The sequence below is a fragment of the Hahella sp. HNIBRBA332 genome, assembly GCF_030719035.1.
Taxonomy (GTDB): domain Bacteria; phylum Pseudomonadota; class Gammaproteobacteria; order Pseudomonadales; family Oleiphilaceae; genus Hahella.
Genome location: NZ_CP132203.1, coordinates 3,708,286 through 3,727,157, shown reverse-complemented (window position 1 = coordinate 3,727,157; position 18,872 = coordinate 3,708,286). Strand labels below are relative to the sequence as shown.

At 53.8% G+C, this 18,872-nt stretch carries 15 protein-coding genes; 8 read left to right on the top strand and 7 right to left on the bottom strand.

Annotated features, from left to right (window positions below; genetic code table 11):
• Positions 1-216 precede the first annotated feature (216 nt).
• From O5O45_RS16475 to O5O45_RS16465, 3 genes are all read left to right on the top strand, one after another.
• Positions 217-1,266, top strand: a complete 1,050-nt coding sequence (locus tag O5O45_RS16475) for a polyamine ABC transporter substrate-binding protein (protein WP_305900481.1) — start codon at positions 217-219, stop codon at positions 1,264-1,266.
• Complete coding sequence (locus tag O5O45_RS16470; RefSeq protein ID WP_305900480.1) at positions 1,263-3,725, top strand: putative bifunctional diguanylate cyclase/phosphodiesterase; 2,463 nt, start codon at positions 1,263-1,265, stop codon at positions 3,723-3,725. Before O5O45_RS16475 ends, O5O45_RS16470 begins: the two co-directional genes overlap by 4 nt.
• A gap of 178 nt (positions 3,726-3,903) precedes the next feature.
• Positions 3,904-4,461, top strand: a complete 558-nt coding sequence (locus O5O45_RS16465) for an LOG family protein (RefSeq protein ID WP_305900479.1) — start codon at positions 3,904-3,906, stop codon at positions 4,459-4,461.
• A gap of 19 nt (positions 4,462-4,480) precedes the next feature.
• On the opposite strand, the gene yddG is transcribed toward O5O45_RS16465, so the two are convergent.
• The 4 genes from yddG to O5O45_RS16445 form a co-directional block, all read right to left on the bottom strand.
• The gene (yddG, locus tag O5O45_RS16460; RefSeq protein WP_305900478.1) at positions 4,481-5,374 is read right to left on the bottom strand and encodes an aromatic amino acid exporter YddG; all 894 of its coding nucleotides are present in this window, start codon (positions 5,372-5,374) and stop codon (positions 4,481-4,483) included.
• Between the two features lie 101 nt (positions 5,375-5,475).
• On the bottom strand, positions 5,476-6,237 hold the full coding sequence (locus O5O45_RS16455; RefSeq protein ID WP_305900477.1) for an AraC family transcriptional regulator: 762 nt from the start codon (positions 6,235-6,237) through the stop codon (positions 5,476-5,478).
• Complete coding sequence (locus tag O5O45_RS16450) at positions 6,222-6,629, bottom strand: hypothetical protein (RefSeq protein ID WP_305900476.1); 408 nt, start codon at positions 6,627-6,629, stop codon at positions 6,222-6,224. Before O5O45_RS16450 ends, O5O45_RS16455 begins: the two co-directional genes overlap by 16 nt.
• 47 nt (positions 6,630-6,676) lie before the next feature.
• Positions 6,677-8,572 carry an ATP-dependent helicase gene (locus tag O5O45_RS16445; RefSeq protein ID WP_305900475.1) on the bottom strand — a complete coding sequence of 632 codons (1,896 nt, stop codon included), beginning with the start codon at positions 8,570-8,572 and terminating at the stop codon, positions 6,677-6,679.
• A 282-nt stretch (positions 8,573-8,854) separates the two neighbouring features.
• Between O5O45_RS16445 and O5O45_RS16440 the strand changes: the two genes are divergently transcribed.
• The gene (locus O5O45_RS16440; protein ID WP_305900474.1) at positions 8,855-9,745 is read left to right on the top strand and encodes a LysR family transcriptional regulator; all 891 of its coding nucleotides are present in this window, start codon (positions 8,855-8,857) and stop codon (positions 9,743-9,745) included.
• A gap of 113 nt (positions 9,746-9,858) precedes the next feature.
• A complete protein-coding gene (locus O5O45_RS16435; RefSeq protein WP_305900473.1) occupies positions 9,859-10,260 on the top strand; it encodes a RidA family protein in 402 nt (133 codons plus the stop codon).
• A gap of 67 nt (positions 10,261-10,327) precedes the next feature.
• Here the strand turns inward: O5O45_RS16435 and O5O45_RS16430 are convergent, their stop codons facing one another.
• On the bottom strand, positions 10,328-11,284 hold the full coding sequence (locus O5O45_RS16430; protein WP_305900472.1) for a Bug family tripartite tricarboxylate transporter substrate binding protein: 957 nt from the start codon (positions 11,282-11,284) through the stop codon (positions 10,328-10,330).
• A 425-nt stretch (positions 11,285-11,709) separates the two neighbouring features.
• Between O5O45_RS16430 and O5O45_RS16425 the strand changes: the two genes are divergently transcribed.
• The 3 genes from O5O45_RS16425 to O5O45_RS16415 all read left to right on the top strand — a co-directional run bounded on the left by O5O45_RS16425 (position 11,710) and on the right by O5O45_RS16415 (position 16,404).
• Positions 11,710-14,646: an EAL domain-containing protein gene (locus tag O5O45_RS16425; RefSeq protein ID WP_305900471.1), complete on the top strand. Its 2,937-nt coding sequence runs from the start codon at positions 11,710-11,712 to the stop codon at positions 14,644-14,646.
• Positions 14,647-14,845: 199 nt separating this feature from the next.
• The gene (locus tag O5O45_RS16420; RefSeq protein ID WP_305900470.1) at positions 14,846-15,895 is read left to right on the top strand and encodes an AAA family ATPase; all 1,050 of its coding nucleotides are present in this window, start codon (positions 14,846-14,848) and stop codon (positions 15,893-15,895) included.
• A gap of 2 nt (positions 15,896-15,897) precedes the next feature.
• A complete protein-coding gene (locus O5O45_RS16415; RefSeq protein WP_305900469.1) occupies positions 15,898-16,404 on the top strand; it encodes a cysteine--tRNA ligase in 507 nt (168 codons plus the stop codon).
• 57 nt (positions 16,405-16,461) lie between these two features.
• Here the strand turns inward: O5O45_RS16415 and O5O45_RS16410 are convergent, their stop codons facing one another.
• Positions 16,462-17,751, bottom strand: a complete 1,290-nt coding sequence (locus O5O45_RS16410; protein WP_305900468.1) for a hypothetical protein — start codon at positions 17,749-17,751, stop codon at positions 16,462-16,464.
• A gap of 139 nt (positions 17,752-17,890) precedes the next feature.
• Positions 17,891-18,799, bottom strand: a complete 909-nt coding sequence (locus O5O45_RS16405; protein ID WP_305900467.1) for an Fpg/Nei family DNA glycosylase — start codon at positions 18,797-18,799, stop codon at positions 17,891-17,893.
• Between the last annotated feature and the right edge of the window lie 73 nt (positions 18,800-18,872).

Here is an 18,872-nt window from a genome sequence, read left to right as displayed (position 1 = left end):
AATTCAGCAGGTTGGAGGTAAACCGGGATGGGGTGGTTAATAAATGTTCAGAAGGGCTGACAGGTTGCGCCATCGTTGCCTGAAAATTGTCCGGCCAGCCGGACGCCCGCTTTTATACGCTGTAGATTTTGCATGAATTTACAGCAGCCCCCCTAACGTCCTCGTGCGCTTGCTTTAAACTGTTGTAGCCTGTTTTTGCGGGGAGGCGTGTGTCTGATGAAACGGTCTATGGTTGCGCTTTTGTTCTTCAGTGTGCTGTCGCTGTTCAGTTTCGTCAGTCGCGCGGACAGCGTGCTGCATATTTTCACCTGGGAAGATTATCTGGACCCGGATGTTGTCGCCGAGTTCGAGAAAACCCACCATATCAAGCTGAAGTTCAGCTATTTCCAGAACGAAGAGAAACGCGATCGCATCATGGCCACGCGTAATGGCCAGGGCTTTGATCTGATTCTGATGGACGGTCTGACGGCGGAGGCCTACATCAAGCTGGGCTGGGTGGCGCCTTTGACCGAAACCGAAGTGCCCAATCTTAAATTCAACAATGATCTGTGGCGCAGCCATCAACCGGCGTTGGTGGGCTATGTCGCTCCCTATGCCTGGGGCACTCAGGGCGTCGCCTATCGCTCTGATCTGGTGCGGCCGATCTCCCGTTTCATGCAGTTGTTTCGTCCGGCGGATGAGCTGAAAGGCAAAATCGTGATGACGCCGCAAGCCACCGAAATGCTGCCTATCGCGCTGCAAACCCTGGGTTACGACATGTATGACGAATCCCCCCGGGCATTAACGCTGGCGGCGGAGCTGATCGCCGCCCAGAAACCCCATGTGCTGACCTACCGTTCCCTTAAGACCAACGGCGAATCGCTCCTGGTGACGGGCGAAGCGGTGGCTGCCGTGACCTATAGCGGCGATGCGCTGATGTTGAAGCAATATAACCCGAACATTGAATACCGTTTGCCGGAAGAGGGCGGTATTGTCTGGTTCGATTACTTCATTGTCAGTCGTTACGCTTCCGACCCGGAAGCCGCCTACGCGTTTTTGAATTTCATCAGCGAACCCCGCAACGCCGCCCGCAATTGTGAATTCACCTATTCCGCCACCTATAATGAAGAAGCATTGAAAATTTTGCCGGAGGAGCTGCTGGCCAATCAGATCGTGTTTCCCGCCATCAATCCCAGGATGGGAACCCATAAAGCGCCAAGCACGCTATACAAGCGGCGCATGATGAGCATCTGGCACAATCTCGGCTTCGAACAGATTCTGCAATGAAGTTACGCGCGCGGTTGATCATTACGCTGGTAGTGGCGACATTTACCTGCTTTTTGAGTCTGGCGACCGCGTTGTACGTGGAGTTAACCGCTTTTTGGGAAAGCCGCAGCCGTCATTTGCTGGATGAATCCGCCTCCCTGGCGGCGGCCAATGTGAGCGGTTCGGTAGAGCATACCCTGGCCAATATGCGCCTGCTGGTTTCCGAGGATGTACTGGACCGGTATTTATCCATGGGGGAGGAGCGTTACACCCTCATGTATGACCTGTCCGCCAAGGCGTTGAGCCGTTACGCCACGCTGTTTCCCGAATATCTGGAGATCGTCCTGCTATTGCCCGACGGCGTGGAGGATATCCGCATCGCCGATGATATCCGCTCCCCGGAAGCGGAGCCTGCGGGAGAAAGTCTGTTTCAACAGGCGCTGCAGGACCCCTACAACACCTACTATGACTTCATCAACCAGGAACGCTTCGACGGACCGCACCTGACATTTTACCGTGCGTTATACATGATCGATCGCTCCTTGGGCGCCTATGAAAACAACAAGGTGGTGAAAGGCGTGCTCAAATTCACAGTGGACATAAACTGGTTGATGCGGCATGAGCCCGGGAGCGATGCGGCGGAAGTGGACGTCACCTTTATCGCCAGCCGGGGGCGGGGCGTGATCTACGCATCGGGCCTGTCCAAGGCGCAGGCGCGCGCGCTGTCCAACATCCCCAGCGCCGGCGTGGATGGGCCGAGTCAATACATGGCGCGGATGATGGGAGAGGATTATCTGGTGGACTCGCGCCCCTTGATCGGGGACTGGCGTCTCTATAATGCGGCGCCGTTTGCGGAGGCGCGCAGCGAGTTTCATCGTTTGCTGTTCACCGCCATCGTGGTGCTGGTGGTGGTGTTCGTCTTGCTGGGCTGGTTTATCTACGTGCAGATGGATCGCATGATCGTGCGACCGGTGAAAGAACTGGCCACGGCTACCTATCACATACTGCATGCGCCGGACAAAGCCAAGTCGCTGCGTATGCAAAGCGGCGAAATAGGACGTTTGCAGCAGGCGTTTCTGGAAATGGAAGGACAGATTCGTCAGTACACGCGGGAGCTGAAAACCCAGGCGTACACCGACAGCCTGACCGGTCTGCCCAACCGTCACGCCATGGCGCATATGTTGGCGCTGTTGATGCGGCGCAATGAAGAGCGCGACCAGTCCCTGGCCCTGCTGTTTATCGACCTGGATGGCTTCAAGCAGATCAATGATGTCTACGGCCATCAGGTGGGAGACAGCTTGCTGACAGCAGTGACCGGTCGCCTCTCTTCTGTATTGCGTCCCTCCGATGTGATTTATCAGATTTCGGAAGAAGATGCGTTGGACGACACGGATGAAGAGCGCAATATTCTGTTCCGCCTTGGCGGCGACGAGTTCACCATTATCGTTCCCAACATCGGCGCCCGTAAGAATGCGGCGGCAGTGGCGCAACGGGTGCTGGACCAGCTGAAGCCTCCGTTCAAAGTGGAAGGGCAGGAAACCTTTATCGGCGCCAGCATCGGCATTGCGATGTGCCCGGACGACGCCGACAGCGTCAATGATCTGATCAAATATGCGGATACCGCCATGTACTCCGCCAAGGCTCACGGCAAAATGCGTTTTGAGTTTTTCTCGCCGCACTTGGAGCACAGCGAGCAGGCCCGCCTGGCGATGGATAACCTGATCAGCAAAGCTTTGGACAAGGATGAGTTCACGATCTGCTTCCAGCCGATCATTGATCTGCGCACCCGTCATCTCACCGGGTTTGAAGCGCTGGCGCGTCTGCATTCGGAACAGTACGGCTGGATCAGTCCTCTGGAATTCGTGCCGGCGGCGGAGAAGCGCGGCATGATTGATCACATCACCTTGTTGGTGGCTTCACATGCCTGTGAGTTTGTAAAAGCGCTGGAAGAGAAATATCACTTACAGCCGAGCGTATCGCTGAATATCACCGCCGGACAACTGATGACGGGGGATGTTTTCGACAAGATCAATCAACTGCTGGTTGATTTCGGCATGTCCCGCAATATCTTTGAGTTTGAGGTGACGGAAAGCGCCTTGTTCGAAGATCGCAAGGGCTGCGCGATGACCCTGGATAAGCTGCGTAATCAGGGCTTTCGGGTATCTCTGGACAACTTTGGAGTGGGGTATTCCTCACTCAGTCACCTGAAAAAATTCTCATTCAACACGCTGAAAATTGACCGCTCGTTCCTGCGTGACCTGCATGACGATGAAGCCGGCCAGGCGATCCTTTCCAGCATTATCGCGATGGCCAGAAAAATGGACATGGCGGTGGTGGCGGAAGGGATTGAGACTATTCAGCAATTGGAAGTGGTGGAAAGCCTGGGCATTCATCTGGCGCAGGGCTACCTGTTTTCGCCGCCGCTGCCTGCGGAAGCGGCGTTGGCGCTGTATGAGCAGGACGCCGCCATTCGCTATTGAGTCGCAATCGCCGACCTTGCCCATCCGGGCGGATACTCGCTTTCGTACTGATCGACCGTTAGTCATTGCGCGCCAGTGTTGTCTGGACCGGCTCCGCACTCGTCTGCATAGCATGGGACGCCTATCGGCGTTATAGTGTGGGCGCTTTGCTGTCGATCTGATTTATAAGGGGAAAGTGGTGAGAATAGCAGTATTTTGCGGCTCCAGTATGGGGGCCAGAGAGGAATACCAAGACGCCGCCAAAGCGCTTGGGGAAGAACTGGCGCGCCGGAATATCGAGCTGGTGTACGGCGGCGGCCATGTGGGCCTGATGGGCGTCATCGCCGATGCGGTGCTGGCGGCGGGAGGCAAGGTGACCGGCGTCATCCCTGTGGCGTTGAAAGAAAAGGAAATCGAGCATACCGGTTTGACCGAGCTGTTCGTGGTGGCGGATATGCACGAACGCAAAGCGAAAATGGCCGAGCTGTCAGACGCGTTTATCGCCATGCCTGGCGGCGCCGGAACCCTGGAGGAAATCTTTGAGGTCTGGACCTGGAGTCAGTTGGGTTATCACAGCAAGCCAAGCTGCTTTTATAACGCGTTTGGCTACTACGACAAGCTGCTCGACTTCATCCGTCACATGCAGGACGAGCGCTTTCTGAGTCAGGGCTATATCGACGCCCTGGTCATCAAAGAAAACCCGGCGGAACTGCTCGACGCGATTCTGTCTTATCAGGCGCCTCCCGGAAAGTGGTGACGCCCGAGGCGTGGTGACGCTACGCCTGAGTCTGCGGGGCCGGTTTGCGCAGCAGCGTCGGTCCCAGGGACGCCAGTAAGGCGCCGCCGACTATCAGACCGCATCCGAGCAACACCGTTAGCGTGAACTCCGCTTCGCCAAAAGCGATCAACAATAGCGTGGAAATCAGCGGCGCGGCGTATGACAGAACCCCCAATAACTGAATGTCGCCGTGTTTGACGCCATAGTCCCAGGTAAAGAACGCAATCCCCACCGGACCCAGCCCCAGGCCGATCACTCCGAGCCATTGTCCGCCGCTAAGCGGCCAGACGGTCACTTCCAGCGCGCTATGACACAGCGCCGCCAGCGCCGAGACGCCCAGGCAATATAACCCCACTGCGTCAGAGGGGACCGTCGCCAGAGTGCGGGACAGCACCGAATACAGTGACCAGATCAGGGCGCAGAGCAGCGCGGCGCCGTAGCCGCTCAAGTAACGCAGATCGAAGCCCGCGCCGGGACGCCACAGCAGCGCCCAGCATCCCGCCAGCGTCAGCAGTCCGCCGAGCCACAGCGCTTTCCCCGCGGACTCTTTCAGCAACATCACAGAAAAGCAGACGATCAACAGCGGCCAGAGATAGGCGATCAGACTGGCTTCCACCGCCGGGGCCTGATTCAACGCGATAAAGTAAAACAGGTGATAACCAAAAAGACCGCCCACGCCCAACAACCAGGCGCGAACCGGTTGCCGCAGCAGACGTAGAAGACTACCTCCCTGCGCCACTGTTTTACCCAGCATCAGCAAGGCGGCGATGCAAAACGTCATCGCCAATAACTGAAAGGGAGGAATGCCCGCGCTCCAACGTGTAAACAGCGCTAATGCGCCCCATAAGACGACGGCGGTGAACCCTATGGACGTTGCGGCTTGTCGGTTCATGACGTTTCTTCTTCCGTTGTATGAGATTTTTTGTTGTATGAGAGAAGGTCGGAAACGTCAGCTTAGCGCTTGGGGGCGAGAGAAACTTTGTTGGTAGGGCGCTAGTTTTTCTCGCGCGGGCGGAAATGCCTGGGGGATTTGCCGAAGTGACGTTTGAAACGGTCACTGAAAGCGGCCTGGTTCTGAAAGCCTGTGTCGAACGCTATCCGTTGCATGCTGAGCCGGCTGTTTTCCAGCAGCTCCAGGGCCAGTCGCATGCGTTTGTCGCGCAGATAATCCATCGGCGTCATACCGAATGCGTTTTTGAACAAATCTGAGAGATGGCGGCGACTCAGATTCGCCGCGGTGGCGACCTGATCGAGAGTGATCGTGTCGCCCAAGTGTGCGTCCAGAAAGTCGCGGGCGGCGAGCAGACGCTTGTCCAGATTCAACGCAGCGCCATAGCGCTCCCGAAGCAGCTGCAGCAATAAGCCGAGTATGCGCTCGCGGGACGCTTCGCCCAGTTGTCCATGGCTTAGCTCCATCGCAATAAAATGAATATAGGATCGTAGTCCCGGATCCAGCTCTATGAACGAGGGCAGACGCCCTAACGCGGGTTCCATGGCTACCGGCAGATCCGCCACCACAAAACGGTTATCCTCACCGCCGGCGAAGGCGTGATCCCGTCCGGCTTCGATAACCGCCGCCGTACGCCGGTCCACCATCGCGCCCTGGCCCGCCACATCCAGCTCCAGGCGACCGCTGAGCGGCAGCACCAGCTGGTGATAATCATGGCTGTGACATTGCGTTTCCGGCGAATAACGCCGCAGGTCCAAAGCGATGGACGTCGACAAGGTGCGTTTCTCTTCTATGATAATGGCCATGAATTGTAAGCCGAATCTATGATTTGTAGGCCTGATTCTGCGCCTTCAAGTAATGACTCAGGCAACTGGGAAGAAATGTCAGTTCTTGCCTGAAGATAGTCTAGACCTGGACCAAAAAAGCATGTGTTTTCTATTGATAGTAATTCATAAATCATTTGGGGCAGGAGTTCATGCTGTATTGGTCTTAAAAAAACCATCCCGGAAATGGCGTCACGGGATTCACCGAATAAGTATGCGCGTTCACAGATTTCGCCAACCTTCGAGACAAACGCCAAGTCGCAATCGTCTTCGATAATCTCACCATAATTTTTTAGTACGGTATTTATTTCTTCAAACGGAATGACGCTGGCCTCACCGTTTTCGAATTTCTGAAAAAAAATTTCGTATGACATGGTTATTCCTGAATTTATCGAAAATATGCCGCCAGCGGCCTGCGCGGCTAGCCGCGCCTGAGTTCTGCAATATACGGCGAAGGCTGCAAGGGTAGCCCACGCTCATTATATTGCGGGCAGGAGATATGCAGTCTGCTTTTGGCCCGAGTCAGCGCCACGTAGAAAACCCGGCGTTCTTCCTCCCTGTTATCGTCTCTCTCTTTATGCTCGGCCAGGGTCGCATTGATCAGAAAGACGGTGTCGAATTCAGTCCCTTTTGACGCATGAATGGTCATGAGATGAATTTTGTCCGACTCGGTTTTATCGCTGTTTATTTTTAGCAGTTCCTCGGCGCTTTGTTCCAGGGGTACGCCTTTTTTCAAGCCGTCCAATAACTGCTGAATCACCACTTTGGCGGGCAGGCTTTCCATGCCTTCCCGACTGAAATAGGTGTGGCGCAGGAGGATTTCCCATAACTGCTCCTCTGCTTGCGACGGCGGACAGTTGTTCAGCTTCTTGATCAGGCGGACGTCGCGAATGATGTCCGTCGCCTTTTCCCCGAGGCTGCCATCGGCGTCGGAAATAAACTGCAGATATTTGAAGATCGCCTCGTCTTTATATTTGCCGGACTTCTTGTGTCGCCACTGCAGATTAATCCGGCTGTTATTGAGGACGTATTCCAGATTCTTCTCCTCCAACGGGCTTTCGCTGCTGGAGGGCGCAAGACACAGACTCAGAAGCATGCGCGGACCGCGCCTGCGCATCAGCGGAACGCCTTCATTAACCAGATAAGGGATGCGGCGGGCGATCAGCGCCTGCTCGATATGCAGACGCTGGCTGTTCTCCCTGTAGAGAACGGCGATCTCATCAGGCGGCGTCCCTGCGTTCAATAGTGTTTGAATATTCGCGGCGACTTCGTTTGACTCGGTCACCACATTGAGGGGCGACGCGAACTGCACCATCCCGTCGCCGCTTCTGTGGGCGCGCATGGCGATGTCCTCCTGCAGGCGATGAGGCATGCTGTCAGCCAGCTTATTGCTGAGCTGCACCAGCTTGTTCAAGGACCGGTAGTTGGTGTCCAACACCCTTATGGTGGGAGCGTCGTACGCTTCCAGGAACGCCTGGAAAACCGTTGGCTCCGAGCCCCGGAACTGATAGATGGACTGCTTGGAGTCGCCGACGACAGTGATGGAAACGGAGTTGGAGGCCAACAGGCGTATGGCCTCAAACTGCAGGTAATTGCAGTCCTGAAACTCATCTATGATGAAGTGCTTCAAATGATATTGCAGCGCGTCTCTTAACTCGGCGTCTTCTTTCAGCACGTGGCAGGCGATATAAAGAATATCGTCCGCATCAATGGCGTTGAGCTTTCTTTTTTCCTCATCCAGGTTTTTCCACAGCGCAATCATGATGCGATCGATCATGCGTTCACGATTGGTCAGTTCCATTGGCGGCGCATAGTCGTTTGAGCCAAAGCCGTTAGCTCTGGCGCGGGACAGGCAGGCGAGAACTTCATTGAGAGAAATGCTGTTACGGGCGACAAAGCGCTGTTGTTCCTCGCCCAGATTGGACCAGAATGATTCGATGAAGCTTTTGGCCTCGTGCTCGCTGATCACGCGCGTCGTTTGGTTGTACCCATATTTCTGCGTGACGGGGCGATCGGAACTGGGTTTCAGGATCAATTCAAGAAACAGCTTGTGAAAGGTGCCGATGTGGATGGTTTTAGCGATGGGGCCAATCAGCTCGCCCAGCCTTGATCTCATCTCATTCGCGGCCTTGTTGGTGAAGGTCACCAGGATAATGGACTTCGGCGGCGCTTTTTTATTCAGGATAAGGTGTGCGGCTTTGTAGGTGACCACGCGGGTTTTGCCTGAACCGGCGCCCGCCAGCACCAGGGTGGCCCCTTCGGTGGCGTTGACGGCTTTGAACTGTTCTTCATTGAGATAAGACAGTATATCTTTCAATCAATTATCCTTCGTTGACCCACCTGGGCGTTTACGTGGCGCGAATAAGGCTTCACCTGTCCGCTTTGAGAGCGGCGATAGCGACTGGTCTAATGTGACCGCCACTCTGTAAAAGATCGGACGAAGCTAAACGATCCCGGGGACAAACTCAATTTCGGATTGCCTGTCGTCAGAGGTTTTAATGATTATGCGTCGCCAACCCCGCGTCATGCACATACAATCAGGCAAGTATTTCAGATCCGTTGTTCAAGCGGCGGCGTCCCGGACTCTGTTGAGGCATGCATGATTGAAAAACTGGAAATTCACCATCTGCGAACCTTGGACGCATTGTATCGCTTCGGCAATATCTCAGCCGCGGCGGAGTCACTCGATCTGTCGCAGCAGGCGATCAGTCAACAACTGAAAAAACTGCGGGACATTCTGGGCGATCAGCTATTCGTGCGCACCGGCCATGGCATGGCTCCAACGCCATACGCCAAGTTGATCGAGCCGCATATCCAGCGGGTTCTGACCCATTTGCATGCGATTCCGGCGCCGGAGGCGTTTTCTTTGGCGAAAATGGAAAGGACCTTGGTAATCTCCGCAACGGACTACACCCAGAAAGTCATCGTGACGTCGTTGGTTGCGGAAGTACGAAAGGCTGCGCCCAAGGTGAAAGTCGTGGTCGCCAATATCGAAAGCGCCAGCCTGACCCGGAAAATGCGCCAAGGAGAGATTGATGTGGCGTTTACCTCCCATGGCTATGTGCCGGAAGGCCTGCTGTCCGAGGCATTGTTCACCGAAAGGTATCTCTGCGTCTCCGCCGACGCCGGGTTGGCGGGCGAGGGAGAGATTGCTCTGGAGCGGCTGGTTGAGCGTGACTTTATTGTCACTTCGCCGGGGATTGGCGGCTTCACCGGGTCGGCGGACGCCTGGTTTGAGCAGCAGGGTTTGCGCCGTAACGTGACGATTTCAGCGCCTTCGTTCCACATCGCCCAGGAATATTTAAAGGCGACGGATATGGTGGCCTTTATGCCGTCACGGCTGCTGCCTTGCACAGGGCTATTCGAGATTCCGCTCAGAAAATATCCGCCGGGATACGAAGTGGTGGCGACCTATCATCCCAGCGCCAAGGGCGATCCCCTGATCATGTGGGTGCTCAGTACCGTGAAACAGCGCATTTCCCGCGCCTGATTTTTGCGGTCAATCCAGCGGCGCTTGTATCGGTTACAACGGCTGCTTGATCGCTCAGTCGCGTTCGAAACTCTACTCTGACTGTACATTATTGGTCGGTTTTAGAGGTCTTTATGAGCATTAGTAAAGTAAACCCCAGCGCGCTGTATGACGGTTCGCCTTTTGGTCTGTCGCAAGCGGCGGTCGATACGGAATCGGGGCTGGTGTTTGTGTCCGGGCAGGTGGACTGGGACGCCAACTACGAACTGAAGAACGACACGATTGAAGCTCAGACAGCGAATGCGCTGGAGAATCTGAGCATCGTGCTGAAAGAAGCCGGGTCTTCCGTCGATAACCTGCTGCAGGTGCGCATATTTGTCAGGGGGGAGCTGGCGGACCACATGGCGAAAGTGGCGCCCATTCTCGCCAGTTACCTGGGAGCCGTGCGGCCTGCGCTGACCGGCGTGGGCGTCGCCTCGCTGGCCTCGCCGGGCACGTTGGTGGAAATTGAGGCGGTGGCGAAAGTCCGTCGCTAAAGAGATGTTTCCATCGCAATAGCGCCGACGTCCATCGGCGCTTGCATAACTCTGATCGAGAAGAAGATCAGCGCACCTTGACGCCCAGGCTCAGTAACACTTCGCGGATATCTTTTTCCTGATTCTCCAGGAAACGCTGCATGGCGTCGCCGCGGTGATAAAAGTTGGACCATCCGTATTTGCTTCTCACCTGCTTCCATTGATCGCTCTGCGACAGCTTTTCCAGCATATCAGCGTATTGGGCGACATCTTGCGCCGGCATGCCGGGCGTTCCGAAGAAACCGCGCCAGTTGGCGAAAACCAGATCGTAGCCTTGTTCCTTCATTGTGGGGATATCAAAGCCTTCCAGACGCTCGTCGCTGGTGACGCCGAGCAGGCGCAGTTTGCCGGATTTATAATCATTGATCACTTCTCCCAACCCGGTCACCAGGGCGACGCCCACTTCCTTATACAGCTTCTCCAGTGCGTCGCCGCCGCCATCGCTGGGGACATAGCGCATTTGATCAATACCGATGCCGGCGGATTTAAGCAGGAGCGCGGCGGTAATGTGGTCCAGGCTTTCTTTGGATGAACCGCCGATAATCGGATTTTTCGCGGCATGGTCCCGAATCAGGTCCGCCAGTTGTGAAACTGATTGAATCGGCGAGTCCGCTTTCACGGCCACCACCTGATACTCCGCAATTACTGTGGCGATCGGCGTGATATCGCGGAAGTCTTTGTCGATCACCCCGGTCAGGCTGCGTAATATCAGAGGGGTGGACTGCACCATCAAGGTTTCCGAGTACTTGGGCGCGTTACGCACCAGATCATCCAGGGCGCGCCCGCCGCCGCCTCCAGACAGGTTAGTGAAACTGACGCCATCCACCAAACCGATGGTTTGCATCGTCGCGCCGGTTTCGCGGGCGGTAGTGTCCCAACCGCCTCCTTCGCCGCCGGGAATGAGAAAGGCCAGTTCCTTTGCGCCGGCGAAAAGAGAAAAGCCTAAAAAGAACACAAGCCAAGGCAACCGTTTCAATACGCTCATCGTAAATGTACCTCTACTTCTTTGTTTTGCGGATCAGGCGGCTTCAAGAGAAAAGGAGTGGCGTTTTGTTTCCATCTGGGAGTTGAAAGAAAAAAGGATCGCCTGAAATTTAACTATAGACCGGACTTTTTTTGCTGTTGGGATAATAATCAAACTGACTGAAACAGTATGGGGGCGACCATGGAAGTAAAATATAAGCCCCGCAGATGAAAAAATGTGTCATAGATATGGAAATCCAACGTGCTCGGGAACATTATCTACTAAGCTTAAAGAGATAATTCCGGTCAACCGTGATTGGGTTGCGTTTCAGCAGCTTTTCGGGCGTTGCGTTTCATCCGAAAAAAACGGTGGTAATGCCATAGATGTCGAACTCATCTTCTCCTATTGGCCGTATCCGGACGATATGCTTTCTGGTTCTTTGTCTGATGACGAGAATCAGTGGGGCGGCGGAGTCTGAACTTACCCCTATCGTTGTGCAGTTGAAGTGGCTGCATCAATTCCAATTCGCCGGCTTTTACGCCGCCATCGAAAAAGGTTTCTATCAGCAAGCCGGTTTTGACGTGACCCTGCGCGAAGCGGCGCCGGACATTAATCCCATCGACGAAGTGGTGCAGGGCAGGGCGGACTTCGGGGTGGCCAACTCGGAGTTGTTGCTTTATCGCTTGCAGGGCGCGCCTGTCACCGCCGTAGCGGTGATGATTCAGCATTCGCCCCTGGTGTTAGTGAGTCTGGCGGAGTCGGAGATACTCAGCCCGCAGGACCTGATTGATAAGCGCGTCATGTTTCCCCATGGGCCATACGGCGCCAATACCATTGGTATTCTGCGCAAGGAAGGCGTGCTGCTGTCTCAAATCAAGCAGATGCCATTATCTTTTAACATCAATGATCTGGTGGAGCACCGCGTTGACGCCATGGTGGGGTACGTGACTGATCTGCCGTATCAGCTGCGTAAACGTCAGATCGCCTATAACCTCATGGACCCGCGCAGTTACGGCATCGATTTCTACGGCGACACCCTTTTCACCACCGAGAGTCGTGCGATGAGCGATACCGAAGAGGTAGTGCGCTTCCGCGAAGCCACGATTGACGGCTGGCGTTATGCGGTGGAGAACCCGGAAGAGATCATTCGTTTGCTGCAAAGTAAATATAGCTCCCGCAAAGAATACGACGAGCTGGTGTATGAAGCCCGGGAAACCATTGATCTGATCGTGCCCAAGCTGGTGGAGATAGGGCATATGAACCCCGGCCGCTGGCGGCATATCGCGGACACCTTCGTCGCGCTGGATATGGCCCCCAAGAATTACAGGCTGGAGGGGTTTGTCTTCGATCCGGACCGCAATGACGCCAGACTGGTGCTGCACACGGCGCTGTGGATTGGCGGCCTGGTGGTGATCGCCGGGACGGTGGGCATTTTTCTGTTGGTGACGTTCAACAACCGGCTCAAAAACCGGGTTGAGCTGCACACTCATCAACTGCGCGAGGCCAACCAGGCGCTGTACGAACAGACGCAGACCTTGATGGAGAAAGAGCAGGCGCTGTACAAACTGAATCATGCGTTGGAAGCCCGAGTGGAGGAGAGAACCGAGGCGCTGGCGCAGGCCAACCAGGAATTGAAGCTGGAGATTGCGGAAAGGGAGCAACGCGAGTTGTCCCTGCGCCTTCTTTCCAAGGCGGTGGAGAGCAGCCGCAGCGGCGTCATCATCACCAATGCGGATGGCATTATCGTCTACGTTAATAACGCTTTTTTGGCGATGTCCGGCTACGATCGCATGCAGGTGTTCGACAAGCACATTTCCTCACTGGAGGAGCGTGTGTGTTTCCCTCGCCTTGATCAGATCAATTTCCGCGAGTTGCCGGAGCCGATGATTCGCGATGAACTGCACTGTTACGACGCTTCGCGCAAGCAGTACTGGGTGCAGATCTCCATTTTCCCCATTTATGAACAGGCGGCGCGCAACTACGGCGTGTTCCGTCCCGCGCCGGAAAAAGTCAGTCATTACGTGGTGACCTGTGAAGACATCACTCTGCTGAAAAAGAGCAAGGACGAAATGGAGCAGTTGGCGTTTTACGACCATTTGACGGGCCTGGAGAGCCGGCTGCTGTTCAAACTGCGTCTGGAAAACGCCATTACCCGGGCCGTGCGCGACAAGTCCATGATCGCCCTGATGTTTATCGACATCGACCACTTCAAGGAGATCAACGACAACTACGGCCATGACGCTGGTGACGAAGTGCTGAAAACCGTGGCGGCGCGCATCAAACAGAACGTGCGTAAGAACGATACGGTGGCGCGCATCAGCGGCGATGAGTTTACCGTCATCCTGTCGGACATCCGGGGGCATGCGGACGCCCGGCGCGTGGCGCAGGGCATTCGTCGCACCTTGAACCGTCCGTTCAAGTTTGCGGGTAAAGAATATTTTGTCGGCGCCAGTATCGGCATCAGCATTGCACCCGACGATGGCGTAGAGCTGGATGAGTTGTTGAAGAACGCGGACACCGCCATGTATCAGGCCAAGCGCAATGGCCGGAACGATATCCAGTTTTTCTCTCATTCCATGAATGAAGAAGCCAGGAAGAAGCAGACGCTGGAAGCGGAAATGATCCAGGGGCTGTCCAAGAAACAGTTCCGTCTGGACTACCAGCCGGTGATTGACCTGGAAACCAAAAAGCTGGTGGGGCTGGAGGCGCTGTTGCGCTGGAACCATCCTCGTCAGGGCGTTATTTATCCCGACCACTTTATCCCCTTGGCGGAAGAGACAGGCCTCATTGTGGAGCTGGGGAAATGGGTGATCAGCGAAGTGATCTCCGCCACGCGCGAGTTGCGCAGGATGGGCTTTTCCGATGTCGGCGTGGCCATTAATGTGTCGGCCCGGCAGTTACGGGATAAGGGCCTGATTGCGGATATTGGGCGCATCGTCGCCGCCCACCGTGACGAGCCCTGCAACATCCAGCTGGAGTTGACGGAAGCCACCATCATCGAGGAATTGGAGCAAAGCAACCGCAACATCAACGATCTGAACAAGCTTGGCTTTGGTATCACGGTGGATGATTTCGGCGCGGGTTACTCTTCCATGAGCAATCTTAAGCAACTGCCGATCGACTCCATCAAGATCGACAAATCATTTATTCATAACATGCTGAGAAAAGGCGACGATGCGGAAATCGTAAAAGCGATGATTTCCATGGCCCATAATCTCAAGCTGAAGGTGGTGGCGGTGGGTGTGGAGGACGCTGAGCAAGTGAAATTCCTGAAGGAAAACCAATGCTTTCTCGCTCAGGGATTCTACTTCGCCAAAGCGGGCGACCTGCATGAAATCATCGGAAAATTCAGCGCTCCCAATGTGGTGAAGCTCACTCCCTGACTAATCTTTGGCTGATTATTTAGCTGACATTCGTAGTGCAGATTTATTATCCTTACTATTAGCGGAATATTATTTAGTAATAAAATCATGGCTTAGCATGGTGGAAACTTTTAATGAAAGCTTAATGCTTACCTATCTATACGCTTTCTGGAACCACTGATGCTTGATGAGTATATCTTTATAAATTAATGGGTGAATAATGCTTAAACGCATGGATGTTAAGAACTTAACCGTGTTTCCTCAAGCCGAACTTCATTTTGGTAGACAGCTCAATATAATCGTAGGTGAGAATGGCGCGGGAAAAACTCATTTGTTAAAAATGGCTTATACACTGTTGGCTGTTAGTGCTGAGGAGGGTAAGAAGCCGTCCTCCTCATCGCCGACCAAGACGAGTCTTCAATATCGAATAGCAGAAAAGCTAGTAAATGTTTTTCGCCCAGAGCAATTGGGGAGACTTGCTCGCCGTAAGCAGGGAAGAGAGCGTTGTGAAGTGAAGATGTTTTATGAGGACAAAAATTGGAATGTTTCATTTGACTTTGCAACCAACAGTAAATCGGAGGTAAATATTGATGTGCTGCCTAGTAAGTGGGTCACTGACGCCCCAGCGTATCTTCCAACTCGTGAACTATTAACGATATTTCCAAACTTTATTTCAGTTTATGAAGGGCACTATCTCGATTTTGAGGAAACATGGAGGGACACATGTATTTTATTGGGAGCTCCGTTACAGCGCGGCCCAAAAGAAGAAAATATTAAGCGACTTTTACGCCCTTTGGAAACGGCAATGGATGGCTCAATTGAGCTAGACAGAAATGGCAGATTCTACCTTAGAACTAAAGATGGTCGTCTTGAAATGCCTTTGGTTGCTGAGGGATTCAGAAAGTTAGGTATGCTCTCTAGGTTGATTGCGACTGGGGCCCTATTAGATAGAGGATTTTTGTTTTGGGACGAGCCTGAAGCAAACCTTAATCCAAAGTTGGTTCGTTGGGTTGCAAAAAGTATTGTTGATTTAAGCTCTAGTGGGATTCAGATTTTTATTGCAACACATAGTCTTTTTCTTTTACGTGAGTTAGAAATACTTTTAGAAGGTAATAGAAAATCATTGCAGGAAACTCGATTTTTTGGTCTTCACAGGGGGAAGGCTGGAGTTTGTGTTAAGCAAGGTGCTTCTATTGATGATATTGGAGATATAACTGCGCTCGACGAAGAGTTAGAGCAAACTGACCGATTTTTAGAAGAAGAAAGCTGATTATGCAAGTTTTAGAAGTTGATGGATTAACTTTTGAGTTCCCGAAAAGCTGGGTAGTTTCTAAGTGCGATGAGTGGTCGTTCTATAGAAAACAGTTTTCAAAAATGTGGAATGGAATAAAGTCTTTGGATATCCTTGCCATAGGACCTGGTAAGGAAGTTTGGCTGATTGAGGTGAAAGACTATCGTTTAAATGTGCGTACTAAACCAAGCCATCTTCATATTGAGATCGCTGAAAAAGTTTTTGATACATTAGCATTAATCTTACCTTGTAGACTAAATAGTAATAATTTAAAAGAGCGTGAAGTATCTCATTTTATTTTGGGTGCCCAGAAGTTAAGAGTTGCACTTCATTTAGAACAGCCAAGAAAAAGTTCAAAGTTGCGCCCTAGAGCTATTAACCCAGCTGACGTACAACAGAAGCTTCGTAAGATGTTGAAGCCTATAGATGCACATCCATTAGTCGTAGAAATATCCAAAAGTCACGGGATGCCGTGGAGTGTCAAGTAAGTAAGCCACTCTAGAGGTTATCTATAAGCGGCTTATAACACTTAAGTCTTTCTATATTCAGAGCGTCGGGCTACCCCAGTAATACACGCTGCCGTCATCACTGCCGGCGAAGACGGCGGTGCCTTCGGCGTTGATGGACATGGGCCAGTTCATCAGCGATGTCGCGTACTTCCAGTACAGCTCGCCAGTCTGCGCGTTAAATAGATAGAAGTTGCCAGGGGTTTCTTCTTGTGGCGACGAGTTGCTGTCGCTGAAGATGGGCTCACCGTCGGCGGAGGTCACATACTGCGCGTTGGCGTCCATATTCATGCCGGGGTTGGGGCAATATTCCAGCTGATTGATCCACAGGCGTTGCGGGTAATATTCCCCGGAATCGCCGGCGTTCTTCAACATATAGGCGAAACCGAAGCCGGGGCTGTCAGAGGCGGCTTTGGTCGTTCCAGAGCCATCGTAATTGCCGCCGGCGCCGACATAGACCTGTCCGTTTACATTGGCGATGGCCAGGGCGTAAGTCAGTCCCAGAGACTGGTCGGAAGGCGTGTAGGACCATAGGGGCGTGAGGCCGCTGACAGGACTGTCCGGGGTGGCGAACAGATAGACGTAGCCGTTCTTGGTGGAGGCGGCGAAGTAGCCCCCGTCAGCGCTGATGACAACGCGCAGAACGCCAGTGGCGGTATGAAAGCGACCGTATTCCACCAGGGTTCCGCTTTGATTGGCGTAGAGGATGACCAGTCCGGTGGAACTGACCTCCGCGCGTTTCGCCGGCTTGCGTCCGCGGGCGAATTCGACGCTCTCCGAATAGCTGTCCAACTCTCCGCCCACCACCACGATTTCGCCTGTGTTGCAGATGCCGCAACTGCGCAAATAGGACTCGCTGACGTTGGTAGGGGAGTCGGTGTAACTCTGTCCGTTGAGGGTCAGCAACAAGGCGTTGGAGCCTTCCACGGCGATAATGGTGGAGCCATCGTAACTGCTTTCCACTTCGTTGATGCGGCTGTCGACGCTGAACTCCTGACGACTGGAAACGCCGACGCCGACGTTGTAAGTACGCAGAAAGCCATTGCCGCTGCCATACTCTCCGCCGGCGGCCGCGTAAGCGCCGTTGCCGGAGACTGCGACCCAGAACACGCCCTGGGTGACGTTATCGCCCAGCGGATCGCTCCACTGCAGTGACGGCGCGGAGCCGTCGGTGGCGTAGCTGTATATGGCGAAATCGCTACTTTCTCCATATTCGGAGGAAGTGCCGGTGATGAGTTGCGCGCCGTTGGCGGAAATGGCGGTGGTGTTGATTTGCAATCCGGATGTAGGGGTAAGCGTCCAATTGGGCGCAAACTGGTCTTGCAGCATACTGAGTCCTTGTTATTGGGTCATTGCCCTGCGGAAACGGGCGAAGCCTGATTAATGGTGAATCCATGCCGAAAGTTTAGCCGACGGGGAAGTTTTGGCAATGCCCCCAACGACCGATTGGCGGTTATTGCGGCTTTGATCAGTGATGGCTTTTGCCGCGAATTTTCTCCAGTTCTTCAACGCTTTTAGGCCAGTCTTTCTTTAACAGCCGGGACAATGCCCGGTCCGCAAGTAAGCGTCCTTCCGTCTGGCAATTGGGACAATAGTTGGTTTCGTTGGTCGCATAGCGAATGCGTTGTACGGTTCCGCCACAGACCGGACAGGGAAGGTTGTAACGGCCATGCACCGCCATGTCTTCACGAAAGGCGGTGACTTTTTCTGGAAAGGCGTCGCCATACTGATCGCGCAAACGCTGCGTCCAGGTCGTCAAACAGGTGCGGCACGCCTGATACAATCGCTCAATTTCTTCTGCGCTCAGCTTTTGAGTTTGCGCGATGGGAGACAGTCGGGCCGCATGCAGAATTTCATCGGAATAGGCGTTGCCGACGCCGCTGAAAATATGCGGATCAGTCAGCGCTCTTTTTAATGTGTGATTATTGCGGGTCAACGCTTGTTGGAACGCAGGGAGGTCCGACTCCAATATCTCCAGACCACCCGGATTGACCTGCGCCAAGCCTGCTTCCTCTCTGACAAGATGCAGAGACGCGCGTTTCTTCGTTCCCGCCTCCGTCAAAAACAGAACGCCATTGGGGAACTGCAAGCTAATCAACGCATTTTTCCCCGGCGCTTTCTTACCCGCGTCGCGCCAATGCAAACGCCCCGCGATCATCAGGTGAAACACCATCCAGACATCATTATCAAAGCCAATGGCGATACGCTTACCAATCCGCCGCAACTGCGTCACCTTCGCGCCAACCACCGCCTCCAAAGACGGCTCCGCCGTCCGCAACAGAAAATAACTATGCAACTCCACCGACTCCAACACCCGCCCAAGAATCCGCCGCTCCAACGCATCGATATACACGGTAATGTCAGGATATTCAGGCATCTCGCATCCTCCTGTTTGTTAGGGGGATTATATGTGTAAAACATATGAGTTGTGGAAAAGCCGGCTGCTTATT